Annotated in this window: 13 protein-coding genes; 3 read left to right on the plus strand and 10 right to left on the minus strand. The window is 77.1% G+C overall.

The annotated features are described in order from the left end of the window. Nucleotides 1–46 precede the first annotated feature (46 nt). Complete coding sequence (locus Q0848_RS12740) at nucleotides 47–364, plus strand: hypothetical protein (RefSeq protein ID WP_299038111.1); 318 nt, start codon at nucleotides 47–49, stop codon at nucleotides 362–364. A gap of 161 nt (nucleotides 365–525) precedes the next feature. On the opposite strand, the gene Q0848_RS12745 is transcribed toward Q0848_RS12740, so the two are convergent. After that, entirely contained in the window at nucleotides 526–846 is a 321-nt protein-coding gene (locus Q0848_RS12745; protein WP_299038114.1) for a DUF4229 domain-containing protein, read from the minus strand. A gap of 161 nt (nucleotides 847–1,007) precedes the next feature. On the opposite strand from Q0848_RS12745, the gene Q0848_RS12750 reads away from it, so the two are divergent. Together Q0848_RS12750 and Q0848_RS12755 are read left to right on the plus strand one after the other, a co-directional pair. Continuing rightward, nucleotides 1,008–1,298: a PLD nuclease N-terminal domain-containing protein gene (locus Q0848_RS12750; protein WP_299038117.1), complete on the plus strand. Its 291-nt coding sequence runs from the start codon at nucleotides 1,008–1,010 to the stop codon at nucleotides 1,296–1,298. An 80-nt stretch (nucleotides 1,299–1,378) separates the two neighbouring features. Beyond that, the gene (locus Q0848_RS12755; protein ID WP_299038119.1) at nucleotides 1,379–2,293 is read left to right on the plus strand and encodes an alpha/beta hydrolase; all 915 of its coding nucleotides are present in this window, start codon (nucleotides 1,379–1,381) and stop codon (nucleotides 2,291–2,293) included. Nucleotides 2,294–2,393: 100 nt separating this feature from the next. On the opposite strand, the gene ccsB is transcribed toward Q0848_RS12755, so the two are convergent. The 9 genes from ccsB to hemB form a co-directional block, all read right to left on the minus strand. Continuing rightward, on the minus strand, nucleotides 2,394–3,359 hold the full coding sequence (gene ccsB / locus Q0848_RS12760) for a c-type cytochrome biogenesis protein CcsB (RefSeq protein WP_299038120.1): 966 nt from the start codon (nucleotides 3,357–3,359) through the stop codon (nucleotides 2,394–2,396). A 4-nt stretch (nucleotides 3,360–3,363) separates the two neighbouring features. Continuing rightward, the gene (locus Q0848_RS12765; protein ID WP_299038123.1) at nucleotides 3,364–5,184 is read right to left on the minus strand and encodes a cytochrome c biogenesis protein ResB; all 1,821 of its coding nucleotides are present in this window, start codon (nucleotides 5,182–5,184) and stop codon (nucleotides 3,364–3,366) included. Further along, nucleotides 5,181–5,966: a cytochrome c biogenesis CcdA family protein gene (locus tag Q0848_RS12770; RefSeq protein WP_299038125.1), complete on the minus strand. Its 786-nt coding sequence runs from the start codon at nucleotides 5,964–5,966 to the stop codon at nucleotides 5,181–5,183. Before Q0848_RS12770 ends, Q0848_RS12765 begins: the two co-directional genes overlap by 4 nt. Before the next feature lie 25 nt (nucleotides 5,967–5,991). Next, on the minus strand, nucleotides 5,992–6,612 hold the full coding sequence (locus Q0848_RS12775; RefSeq protein ID WP_299038127.1) for a TlpA disulfide reductase family protein: 621 nt from the start codon (nucleotides 6,610–6,612) through the stop codon (nucleotides 5,992–5,994). An 82-nt stretch (nucleotides 6,613–6,694) separates the two neighbouring features. Next, a complete protein-coding gene (locus tag Q0848_RS12780; protein WP_299038130.1) occupies nucleotides 6,695–7,429 on the minus strand; it encodes a histidine phosphatase family protein in 735 nt (244 codons plus the stop codon). Between the two features lie 67 nt (nucleotides 7,430–7,496). Continuing rightward, nucleotides 7,497–8,270, minus strand: coding sequence for an AAA family ATPase (locus tag Q0848_RS12785; protein WP_299038132.1), 774 nt, complete (start codon nucleotides 8,268–8,270; stop codon nucleotides 7,497–7,499). Between the two features lie 32 nt (nucleotides 8,271–8,302). Continuing rightward, the gene (gene hemL, locus Q0848_RS12790; RefSeq protein ID WP_299038134.1) at nucleotides 8,303–9,718 is read right to left on the minus strand and encodes a glutamate-1-semialdehyde 2,1-aminomutase; all 1,416 of its coding nucleotides are present in this window, start codon (nucleotides 9,716–9,718) and stop codon (nucleotides 8,303–8,305) included. A 100-nt stretch (nucleotides 9,719–9,818) separates the two neighbouring features. After that, nucleotides 9,819–10,322 carry a MarR family winged helix-turn-helix transcriptional regulator gene (locus Q0848_RS12795; protein WP_299038136.1) on the minus strand — a complete coding sequence of 168 codons (504 nt, stop codon included), beginning with the start codon at nucleotides 10,320–10,322 and terminating at the stop codon, nucleotides 9,819–9,821. 96 nt (nucleotides 10,323–10,418) lie between these two features. Continuing rightward, nucleotides 10,419–11,411 carry a porphobilinogen synthase gene (gene hemB / locus Q0848_RS12800; protein WP_299038138.1) on the minus strand — a complete coding sequence of 331 codons (993 nt, stop codon included), beginning with the start codon at nucleotides 11,409–11,411 and terminating at the stop codon, nucleotides 10,419–10,421. Nucleotides 11,412–11,497 lie beyond the last annotated feature (86 nt).

The following is an 11,497-nucleotide window of genomic DNA, read 5'->3' on the forward strand; positions in this document are numbered from 1 at the left end:
GCGCGCCCGCGACGACCCGGGCCGTCGCGGCTGCGACCATCGACCCATGGCAGACGTGGACGTGCGGGCGGACGGCGACGGCGCGTACCTCGCCGCGGTGACGACGCAGGAGGGCGCCGACGCCCTCGCCGAGCCCGGTGAGGCGGGCGCGGGTGACCGGAGGCTGCGCCTCCTCGTCCCGGCGGAGCTGCTCGAGGGGATGGGCCTGCGGGCCGTCGACGGGCCCTTCCTCGCGCGCGCGGCTGCGGACCTCCTCGCCTCCGACCGCGCGTGGCAGCACGTCCCCGACGAGGTCTCCCTCGTCGACCTCGACCGCGACCGCCCCGGCTTCCTCGAGCGCGTCCGGCACCTCGCCGGACGCTGAGCCGGCCGGCACCCGCGACGGCGTCCCCGGCGCCTGCTGCCCGCGCGCGCCGGCGCGCCTGCACCGGAGGGCTCAGGACCGGAGCGAGCTCGGGCCGGACAGCTCAGACCAGAGGGCTCAGAGCTGCGGGGTCCGACCTGTGGGGCTCCGAGCTGTGGGGCTCAGACCTGGGGGCCGGGCCCCGAGCGCCCCTCGCGCCGCGCGTCGTCGGCGGCGTCCTCGACGTCCTCGTCGGCGACCCCCCGCCGCGCCGGCCGCCCGGAGGTCCGCGCACCGCCCTGCTGGCGCTGCTGCTGCCGGTCGATGATCGCCTGCGTCATCTGCTCCCGCGGCCCGCGCAGGAGCACGAGCGAGAGCAGGATCGACAGGACGGCCGTGAGCACCAGCCACCAGAGGCCGCTGAGGCCCACGGCGTACAGGACGAGCCCGACGGCGGCGAGCAGGGAGAGCCGCAGGAGGCTGTAGCGCAGGACGACCGACACCCCTCCAGGGTAGGCGGGGCCCCCGGCGTCCCGCGCCACCGCCCGACGCGCCGGCGACCGGCCCCGCCCCGCCCCCTGCCCCGCCCCTCGGCCGCCGGGCACGTGCCCGGCGCCGCAGGCCTGCCCCTGCCTCCCGGGCGCGAGGTCCGTACCATCAGGAGATGCTGCGCGCCGTCGTCGTCCTCCTGGCTGTCGGACTAGCCGTCTACGCCGTCCTCGACGTCCTGCGCAGCCGGGACGAGGAGATCAGCGTGCTCGGCCGCACCTCCTGGGTGGTGATCTCGGTGGTGCTGCCCGTCCTCGGGCCCGTCCTGTGGATCACCGTCGGCCGCCAGCGCGCCGGCGGTGGCGGCGGCGGCGGCGGGCGACCGCCCGGTCCCCTCGGTCCCGACGACGACCCGGGCTTCCTGCGCGACCTCCGCGGTCGGCGCGACGACGGCACCCGCGCCTGACCCACCGCGCCGCCTGACCCACCTGCGCCGGGGGCCGGACCTCTGCGCGCGGAGCCCAGCACGACGGCGAGGAGCACGACATGAGGGTCGAGACCATCCCCCTGCGCGAGGGGCGCGACGACGTCACCCTGACGACCTACGTCCTGGACGACTCGGCGGTGATGCTCGACCGGCGGCCGCGACCGGCCGTGCTCGTCCTGCCCGGCGGGGGCTACCGGTTCGTCTCCGACCGCGAGGGCGAGCCGGTGGCGATGGCCTTCGCCTCCCTCGGGTACCACGCCTTCGTGCTCCGGTACTCCGTGCACGGCAGCCCGACCGCGGGCGCGGTCGAGCCGCGGGAGCACTCGCAGTTCCCCGGGCCGCTCGTCGAGGTGGGCCTGGCGATGCGGGAGGTCCGGGCGCGCGCCGGCGACTGGCGCGTCGACGTCGACCGCATCGCCGTGTGCGGCTTCTCGGCCGGCGGCCACGTCGCCGCCCTGTACGGGGCGTACTGGAGCAAGCCGCTGGTGACCGACGCCGTCGGCGTGCCCGCCGAGCAGCTCCGTCCGGCGGCGATGGTCCTCGGCTACGCCGTGACGGACCTCGTGGACGTCGTGGCGTCCCTTCGCGACTCCTCCGAGCCGGGGGGCACCGACCACTCGGCCCTCGTCACCGCCCACCTCGGCGGCACCGACGTCGACGAGGAGGTGCTCGTCCGGGTCAGCCCCGCGCGGGTCCTCGACGCGGACGCGCCGCCCGCCTTCGTCTGGGCCACCGCGGGCGACCGGGTCGTCCCGCCCCGTCACAGCCTCGCGGTCGCGCTCCGGCTGGCCGCGGTGGGGGTGCCCTTCGAGCTGCACGTCTTCGAGGAGGGGACCCACGGCCTCTCCCTCGCCACCCGCGCCAGCGCCGGGTCGCCCGCGGACCTCGAGCCGCGCGCGGCGGCGTGGTTCGGGCTCTGCGCGAGCTGGCTGGAGGAGCGCTTCGCCCTCGACGTCCCGGACCGGTCCTCCTGACGGGATGGCCCGTGCCCGACGCGACGAGGCCCCCGTCCCCCGGCGGGGGTGGGGGCCTCGTCGCGTCGACCTCTGCGCTGCGCTCGGCGCGGCGCGGCGGTCAGCCGATGCCGGCGTAGGAGTGGTTGCCGGGGAAGAAGACGTTGACGACGCCCCAGTTGACGAGGATGCAGGCGAACCCGGCGATGGCCACGTAGGCCGACCGGCGCCCGTCCCACCCGCGGGTCGCGCGGGCGTGCAGGTAGGCCGCGTAGACGACCCAGATGACGAAGGTCCAGACCTCCTTGGGGTCCCAGCCCCAGTAGCGACCCCACGCGCGCTCGGCCCAGATGGCCCCCGCGACCAGGGTGAAGGACCACAGCGGGAAGGACACCGCGATGAGGCGGTAGGCGGCCCGCTCGAGCTCCTCCGAGCCGGGCAGCCGCTCCATGAAGCGCCCGCGCCGGGGCGGGCGGCCGGCGGCGGCCAGGCGCTCGCGGCGGTCCTGCACGAGCTGGAGCACGTTGAGCGAGAAGGCGATGACGAACAGGGCCGAGCTGACCGTCGCCACCGAGACGTGGATGACGAGCCAGTAGCTCTGGAGCGCGGGCACCAGCTGGGCCGACTCGGTGTACAGGACCGACAGCGCGATGCCGAGCGTCAGCAGCACGGGGCCCACGACGAAGACGCCCAGGTACCGCAGGTCCCGGCGCAGGAGCACGACGCAGAACACGGCCGTGACCACGGCGGCGCCCGTCAGCGTGAACTCGTACATGTTGCCCCAGGGCACGCGCCCCGCGGACACCCCGCGCGTGACGACCGCCGCGGTGTGCAGCGCCAGCGCGAGCCACGTCGTGGAGACGCCGACCGCGGCGGCCCGACGCCGCACGCCCGTCTCGGCGTCGTCCCGCACCGGGGCGCTGCCGCGCCCGGCCCCGGCGCCGACGAGGGCCTCCTGCCGCGCCGGCGCCGCGGCCGTGCGGCCGCGGCCCGAGAGGTCGAGCGCGAAGGCGAGGAGCGCGACGGCGTACACCGTCATCGCGGAGTAGACGAGCAGGTTGCTCGTCGCGGCGAGCGACTCGCCCATGGCTTCAGCTCCTGGTGGTCGTGGTGCTGGTGGAGGTCGGGCTCCCCGCCGGCGACCCGTCGGCGTCGGGCGCCGCGTCCGCCGCGGGCTCGGACGCAGCGGGCTGGGAGGCCGTGGGCTGGGGTGCCGCGGGCTGGGGCACCGCGGGCTGGGACGTCGTGCGGTCGGACGCGGCGGGGTGCCGGGCCTGGTCCTGCGCGCTGCTCCCGAGGGTACGGGCGAGCGCGTCGACCTCCGCCGCCAGGCCGGCGTCCTCCCCGCGGGTGAGGCCGGCGACCTCCACGCGGGCGGCGCCGCCCTCGCCCGGGCCCACGCGGACGAACACCCGGCGCCGCGCCGTGAACAGCGACGCGACGAGGCCGAGCATGGCGAGCACGGAGAAGACGAGGGCGGGGACGCGGCCCGGGTCGTGGCGCACCGTCAGCCCGGCGAAGCGGGGCAGCGGGTCGCCCTCCGCCGCGGTCGCGGCACCGCCCGGGGCGGCCGCCCCGGGCGGGTACCCGAAGCGCAGCTCGCCGAGCCCGCCCGGCAGGTCCACGGCGTCGCCCGGGCGCAGCGCCACCGACCAGGGCGCGCCCTCGTCCGTCGTGAGCTGATCCATCGACGTCGTGTCGAGCTCGTAGACGTTGACCGGCAGCCCGTCGTTGACGGCGCCGAGGTCGCCGCGGTAGCCGGTGAGCAGCAGCAGCGGGTCCCGGGCGTCGGGGAAGATCGAGCGCGGGCCGCGCTCGTCGATGACGGCGGTCGGCAGGAACGCGCCGGTGAAGCCCAGCTGCTCCGGCAGCGACCCGAGCACCTTGACGACCCCCGTCGAGGTGTAGGCCGCGTCCTGGGCGAGGAACGGCGTCGGCTCGGAGTAGACGACCCGGCCCTGGGCGTCGGTGACGGTGATGACGGGCGCGTACCCGTTGCCGGCGAGGTAGACCTCCGCACCGCCGGCGTGCAGGGGCTCGTTGACGCGGATGACGTCCTCGCGCGTCTCCTCCCCCGGCGAGACGACCTGCACCTGCGCCTCGAAGTCCCGCGGGGCGCCGAGCTGGCTGCCCGGGGCCTCCTCGAACTCGACGTCGAGGCCGTCGAGGCCGACGGCGAAGGGGGGCAGGTCGTCGGGGGCCACCCACGCCCCCGGGTCGAAGGTGTCGTAGCGGGCGACCGTGTTGGAGAAGCCCTGGCCGACCGGGACGACGACCTGCGCGCGGTAGCTCAGGAGGCTCGAGGCGGCGAGCGCCAGGAGCAGGCCCACGAGGGCGAGGTGGAAGACGAGGTTGCCCGTCTCGCGCAGGTGCCCGCGCTCGGCGGCCACCGAGCCGGTGGCCGCACCGGGCGCGTCGGGGCGCACGTCCACCCGGTAGCGACGTCGGCGCAGCGCCCCTCCCGCCGCGACCAGCGGCGAGGGCTCGGTCGGTGCGGTGACGACGCGGTGCTCGGGGAGGCGCTCCAGGCGCGAGGGCGTGCGCGGCGGGCGCGAGCGCCACGCCGTCCACTGCTGGCGGCTGCGCGGGAGCACGCAGCCGACGAGCGAGACGAAGAGCAGGAGGTACACCGCCGAGAACCACGGCGAGGCGTAGACGTCGAAGAAGCTCAACCGGTCCAGCCACGGCGCGAGCACCGGGTGCTCCTCGCGGAAGGTCACCACCGCGGCGGGGTCGACGTCCTCCTGGGGGACGACGGACCCGGGCACGGCCCCCACGGCGAGCAGCAGCAGGAGCAGCAGCGCCGTGCGCATGCTCGTGAGCTGGCGCCAGACGAAGCGCGCGGTGCCCACGGCGCCCAGGCGCGGCTGGACGGGCGCGCGGTCCTGCGGGGCCCGGGCCGGCGCGCTCACAGCAGCGCCCAGTCGGAGAAGCGGGCGCCGACGGCGCTGGTCCACTGGGTCCAGACCCCCGTCACGAGCAGCACGCCGACGACGACGAGCATCCCCCCGCCGGCGCGGGCCAGGGCCGTGCGGTGGCGGCGCAGCACGTCGAGGCCGCGCGCTCCGCGGCTGGCGGCCAGCGCCACGAGGACGAACGGCACGCCCAGGCCCAGGCAGTAGGCCAGCGCGAGCACGACGCTGCGCGGGCCCGAGCCCGAGACGAGGGCCAGCGAGGAGATCGCCGCCAGCGTGGGCCCCATGCACGGGGTCCACCCCAGTCCGAAGACGACCCCGAGCAGCGGCGCTCCCGCGAGCCCCGGGGGCGGGCGCCGGCGAACCGCCACCTCGCGGCGCAGCCCGGGCAGCACGCCCGCGAAGGACAGGCCCAGGAGGACGACGACGACGCCCAGCACGCGCGCCACCTCGTCGCCCCACTGCTGCAGCAGCCCGCCGAGCACGCCCGCGGTGAAGCCGACGACGACGAAGACGGCGCTGAAGCCGAGGACGAAGAGCACGGCCCCCAGCAGCACGCGCCCGCGGCGCTGGCGCTCCAGGGCAACGCCCGTCAGGCCGGTGACGTACCCCAGGTAGCCGGGCACGAGCGGCAGCACGCACGGCGAGGCGAAGGAGACCAGGCCCGCGAGGGCGGCCACCGGCAGCGCCAGGAGCACCGGGCCGGCGAAGGCCACGGCGCCGAGCGCGTCGGTCGCGGCCGGCACCGGCGCCGCCAGCAGGACGGGGGCGGTCGTCACGGTCGGGGACCTCGGGAGCGGGTGGTCATGCGCCCTCGGCGACGGCGTCGCCGACGACCGTGCGCAGCGTGGACGGCTCGACGGCGCCGAGGAAGCGCGCCGCCACGCGCCCCTGCGCGTCCAGGACGAGCGTCGTGGGGGTCGCCGACGGCGGCAGGTCGCCGCGCAGCGCCAGGACGCCCTCGCCGTCGCGGTCCAGCAGCGAGGGGTAGTCGATGCCGAACTCCTCCTCGAAGGCCAGGGCCTGCGCGGCGCCGTCGCGCGTGTTGATGCCGAGGAAGCGCACGCCGTCGGCGGCGGTCTCGGCGGAGATCTCCGCGAGGTCGGGGGCCTCCACCCGGCACGGGCCGCAAGCGGCGTACCAGGTGTTCAGCACGACGGGGGCACCGCGCCACTCGGTGACGTCGACCTCCTCGCCCTCGAGCGTGGTGCCGGAGAGCTCGACCGGCTCACCGCGCTCGTCCGGCGGCAGCTGGACGACGCTGCCGTCCCCCGCCACGTAGCCGGAGTCCACCACCTCGGTCTGGGCGCCGCTGGTGGAGCACCCGGCCAGGGCGGCCGCGCCGACGAGGGCGGCGGTCGCGAGGGCGGCCCGGGCCGCGCGTCCCGCGCGCACCCGGCTGCTGGTCCTGCTGCCGTCTCCCACAGCCTCCAGGGTTCCACACGCAACCTGGCAGGCCGCTGGGAGCCGCCCGCGCTCCCCCGGCTCCCGGCGGACGGGCGGGGTGTCAGGCCCCGGACACCTGGTTCGCGCCGGGCAGCAGGTCGGCGGCGGGCTCGCGGTAGGTGACGCCCTCGAGCCGGTGGCCGACGTAGTGCAGGGAGGTGAGGCTCGCGAGCGAGCACTGCCGCCGGCGCGGGTCGTGGACGTAGCGGCGGCCCTCCGCGGCCAGGCGCGCCACCCAGACCGGCAGCTGGTGGCTGACGAGCAGGGCCTCGCGCCCCTCGGCGCGCACGCGCGCCTCGTCGGCGGCGGCGTGCATGCGCGCCGCCTGCTCGGCGTAGGGCTCCCCCCAGCTGGGCCGGAACGGGTTGCGCATCTTCCACCAGTGCTCGGGACGCCGGAGGGCGCCGTCGCCCACGCCGACCGTGAGGCCCTGGAACTGGTTGCCCGACTCGATCAGCCGCTCGTCCGTGCCGACCTCGAGGCCCAGGACGTCGGCGGACGCCCTCGCCGTCTCCTGCGCCCGCTCGAGCGGGGAGGCGACGACGAGCGCGATGTCCGCCCCGACGTCCAGCAGGTGCTCGGCGACGCGGTCGGCCATGGCCCGGCCGCGCTCGGACAGGTGGTAGCCCGGCAGCCGCCCGTAGAGCAGCCCCTCGGGGTTGTGCACCTCGCCGTGGCGCAGCAGGTGCACCACCGTGCGCACCGACGGGTCGGGCAGCCGTGCCGGGCCGGGGCGCCCGGTCTGCTCCTGCTCCTGCCGGCTGGGTCGGTCGGAGGAGGACGGGGGCTGCGCCATGGCGCCCATCCTGCCCGAGCCCGCCGCGGGCCCCGGGCGCAGCCGCGCCGGCGGGGGCCGGCCCCGGCTAGGAGGGTCGGACGTGCCGCAGGTAGCGCTCAGGGGCGTCGAGGAAGGCGCGCCAGTGCCCGACGACGTCGAGGTCCTCCCACGCCCGCTCGACGAGGCCGTCCTCGGAGACCTCGAGCAGCCGGGCGCCCGGCAGCGCGGCGACCAGGGGCGAGTGCGTCGCGACGACGACCTGGGCGCGGCCGGTGGCCACCTGCGCCGCGAGCACGCCGACGAGCGCGAGCTGGCTCGTGAAGGACAGCGCCGACTCGGGCTCGTCGAGCAGGTAGAGGCCGGAGTCGTCGAAGTGGTCCTCGAGCACGGACAGGTAGGACTCCCCGTGCGACACCGTCAGCCGGTCGGGGCTGCCCTGGACCTGCTCGAGCAGCGCGCCGAAGGTGGCGTGCATCGTCTCGGCGCGCAGGAAGTAGCCCCACCGCGAGGCGCCCGCGCCCCGCACCAGCCGCAGCGAGCCGTGCAGCGGCGAGGCGTCCCGCGCCGCGTCGTCGGCCCAGTGCGCGGTGTTCGTGGTGCCGCCCTCCGGCGGCAGGCCGAAGGCCCGGGCCAGCGCCTCGACGAGCGTCGACTTCCCCGAGCCGTTCTCCCCCACCAGCACGGTGGCCGGTCCGAGGTCGAGCCCCTCGTCGAGGACCTGGCGGACGGGCGCGAGGATCGCCGGCCACGAGGCCCGGTCGGCGGGGTGCTCGGGGTGCTCCTCGACCCGGCGCACGGGCAGGCCCCACGGCGAGGGGCGCTCGTCCGCCCCGCCGCGGGGCGCCTCGCGCCGCGGCACCCGCTCCCCCACCCGTCCCCGCGCCCGCTCGGTCAGGTGCCGGTCTGGCCGGACAGGCTGCTCTGGGCGCGCGCCGCCGCCTCCGCGGCGGCCGGGAGCGCCTCGAGCACCCGGCCGACGGCCTCGTCGTCGTGGGCCGCCGAGACGAACCACGCCTCGAAGGCGCTCGGGGGCAGGTGCACGCCCGAGGAGAGCATCGACTGGAAGAAGGCGGCGTACGCGCCCAGGTCCTGGCTGCGGGCTCCGGCGTAGTCGTGCACCGGGTCGGGCCCGAAGAAGACGGTGAACATCGACCCCGCGCTGGAGACGGTGTGCGGCACCCCCGCGTCGGTGAGCGCCTGCGACGCCGCGGACGACAGGCGGGCGGCCGTCGCGTCCAGGTGGGCGTACACCTCGGGGGTGCAGCGCTGCAGGGTCGCCAGCCCGGCCGCCGTGGCGACGGGGTTCCCCGAGAGCGTGCCCGCCTGGTAGACGGGCCCCTCCGGGGCGAGCTGGGCCATGACGTCGGCGCGACCGCCGAAGGCCGCGGCCGGGAAGCCGCCGCCCATCACCTTGCCGAACGTCATGAGGTCGGGCGCGCCCGCGTGGACGTCGTCGTCGCCGTCCGCGCCCTGGGGGCCCTCGAGGCCGTACCAGCCGGCGGCGGAGACGCGGAAGCCCGTCATCACCTCGTCGCTGACGAGCAGCGCGCCGTGCTCGCGCGTCAGCCGGCGCATGAGCGCGGTGAAGCCCGGCCGCGGGGCGACGACGCCCATGTTGCCCGCCGCGGCCTCGGTGACCAGCGCCGCGACCCGGTCGCCGTGCTCGGCGAAGACGGCCTCGAGGGCCTCGGGGTCGTTGTAGGGGACGACGAGCGTGTCCGCGGCGGTCGCGCCCGTGACCCCCGGGGTGTCCGGCAGGGCGAAGGTGGCCAGTCCGGAGCCCGCCGAGGCCAGCAGGGCGTCGACGTGGCCGTGGTAGTGCCCCGAGAACTTCACGACCAGGGAGCGGCCGGTCGCGCCGCGCGCCAGGCGCACGGCGCTCATGACGGCCTCCGTGCCCGAGCTGACGAGGCGCACCCGCTCGACCGGCTCGACCCGGTCGATGATCTCCTGCGCCAGCTCGTACTCGCGCGGCGTCGGCGTGCCGAAGGAGAAGCCGAGCGACGCGGCGCGCGTCACGGCCTCGAGGACCTCCGGGTGGGCGTGCCCGAGGATCATCGGCCCCCAGGAGCACACCAGGTCGACGTACTCGCGGCCGTCCGCGTCGCGCAGGTAGGGACCCCGGGCCGAGGTCATGAAGCGGGGCGTGCCGCCGACGGCGCCGAAGGCGCGGACCGGGGAGTTGACCCCGCCCGGCGTCACGGCGCGGGCGTGGGCGAACAGCTCCTCGGAGGCGGGGGCCTCGAAGGGGTAGGGCGGCGCGACGGGGCCCGCTGCTGCGGAGGGGTCGGACGGGGAGGTGCTCATGCCCGCCATCCTGCCGCCCGGGACCGACGACGGCCCGGGCGGCCCGGGCCCCGGCGACCACGGGCCGCGGCCGCGGCGCGGCGCGGCGCGGCGCGGGCCCTCAGCCGCGGAGGTTGGCCGCGACCTTCTCCAGGGCGCTGCCGAGGGCGTCGACCTCCGCGGGCTCGAGGAGGTCGAACAGCGCGGCGCGGACGCTGGCCACGTGCGCCGGTGCCTGGCGGGCCAGCGCGTCGCGCCCGTCCTCGGTGACCACGCACAGGACGCCGCGGCCGTCGTCGGGGCAGGCGCGCCGCTCGACGAGGCCCCGGGCCTCCATCCGGCCGACCGTGTGCGTGAGCCGGCTGCGGGAGTGCACGAGGGCGTGCGCCAGCTCGGACATGCGCAGGGAGCCGCCCGGCGCCTCGGACAGGCGCACCAGCACCTCGTACTCCTGGAGCGGGACGTCGCCGTCGGCGTCCAGCACGGTGCCCAGGTGCTCCCACAGGCGCTGGGTGCCCTCGAGGTAGCTGCGCCAGACCCGCTGCTCCCGCGGGTCCAGCCAGGACAGCCCCCCGACCGCGGCCGGAGTCGCTGCCCCGTCGACGTCGACAGGCGCGGTGCTCATGAGGGTGACCTTACTCCGCCGGGCCCCGCCGAGACCCCCGAACGGGTGCTCCGAGCACCTGGCCGGCTCCGCCGCGTCGTCCGCGGCGTCCGCCGGTCAGCCCCGGCGCAGCCAGCGCGCGGCCTCCACGGCCCAGTAGGTGAGGACGGCGTCCGCCCCGGCGCGCTGCACCGACGCCAGCGTCTCGAGGATCGTCCGCTCCCGGTCGAGCCAGCCGTTGGCGGCGGCGGCCTCGACCATCGCCATCTCGCCGGAGACCTGGTAGGCCCACACCGGCACGTCGACGGCCTGCGCCACGTCGGAGAGGACGTCCAGGTACGGCAGCGCCGGCTTGACCATGACGACGTCGGCGCCCTCCTCGACGTCCAGGCGCACCTCACGCAGCGCCTCGCGCCGGTTCGCCGGGTCCTGCTGGTAGCCGCGGCGGTCCCCGACGAGGGTCGACTCCACGGCCTCGCGGAAGGGGCCGAAGAAGGCGGAGGCGTACTTCGCCGCGTAGGCGAGCAGCACGACGTCGTCGCGCCCCGCCTCGTCGAGGGCGGCGCGCACGACGCCGACCTGGCCGTCCATCATCCCCGAGAGGCCGAGCACGGTGGCCCCGGCCTCGGCCTGCGCCAGCGCCATGGCGGTGTAGCGCGCGAGCGTCGCGTCGTTGTCGACGGTCCCGGCCCGGGGGCCGTCGGGCACCAGGACGCCGCAGTGGCCGTGGTCGGTGAACTCGTCCAGGCACAGGTCCGCCATGACGACGGTGCGGTCCCCGACGGCGTCGGCGAGGTCGCGCAGCCCGAGGTTGAGGATCCCCTCGGGGTCGTCGGCGCCGCTGCCCCGGGCGTCGCGCTCGGCGGGGACGCCGAAGAGCATGAGGCCGCCGACGCCCGCCTCGACCGCCTCGTGCGCGGCGTCGACGAGCGAGGCCCGCGAGTGCTGGACGACGCCGGGCAGGCTCGTGACCTCGCGCGGGGAGTCCAGGCCCTCCTTGACGAACATCGGCAGCACGAGCTGGGAGGGGTGCAGCCGCTGCTCGCGCACGAGGGAGCGCAGAGCGGGGGTGGCGCGCAGGCGGCGGGGGCGCTCGATCGGGAAGGGCACGGGGCAGGTCCTCTCGCAGGCCGGCGCCCGGCCCTCGGTGAGGGGCCGGGCGCCGTTCGGATGGTGCCGTGCTGGTGGTGCCGTGC

The sequence above is a fragment of the uncultured Pseudokineococcus sp. genome (assembly GCF_947495735.1).
In the GTDB taxonomy this organism is placed as follows: Bacteria; Actinomycetota; Actinomycetes; order Actinomycetales; family Quadrisphaeraceae; genus Pseudokineococcus.

Bases quoted from the DNA above. Each gene is read 5' to 3' on its own strand.
- Q0848_RS12755 (WP_299038119.1), top strand. From the start codon at position 1,379: ATGAGGGTCGAGACCATCCCCCTGCGCGAGGGGCGCGACGACGTCACC.
- Q0848_RS12750 (WP_299038117.1), top strand. From the start codon at position 1,008: ATGCTGCGCGCCGTCGTCGTCCTCCTGGCTGTCGGACTAGCCGTCTAC.
- Q0848_RS12795 (WP_299038136.1), bottom strand. From the start codon at position 10,322: ATGAGCACCGCGCCTGTCGACGTCGACGGGGCAGCGACTCCGGCCGCG.
- hemL (WP_299038134.1), bottom strand. From the start codon at position 9,718: ATGAGCACCTCCCCGTCCGACCCCTCCGCAGCAGCGGGCCCCGTCGCG.
- Q0848_RS12780 (WP_299038130.1), bottom strand. From the start codon at position 7,429: ATGGCGCAGCCCCCGTCCTCCTCCGACCGACCCAGCCGGCAGGAGCAG.
- Q0848_RS12740 (WP_299038111.1), top strand. From the start codon at position 47: ATGGCAGACGTGGACGTGCGGGCGGACGGCGACGGCGCGTACCTCGCC.
- ccsB (WP_299038120.1), bottom strand. From the start codon at position 3,359: ATGGGCGAGTCGCTCGCCGCGACGAGCAACCTGCTCGTCTACTCCGCG.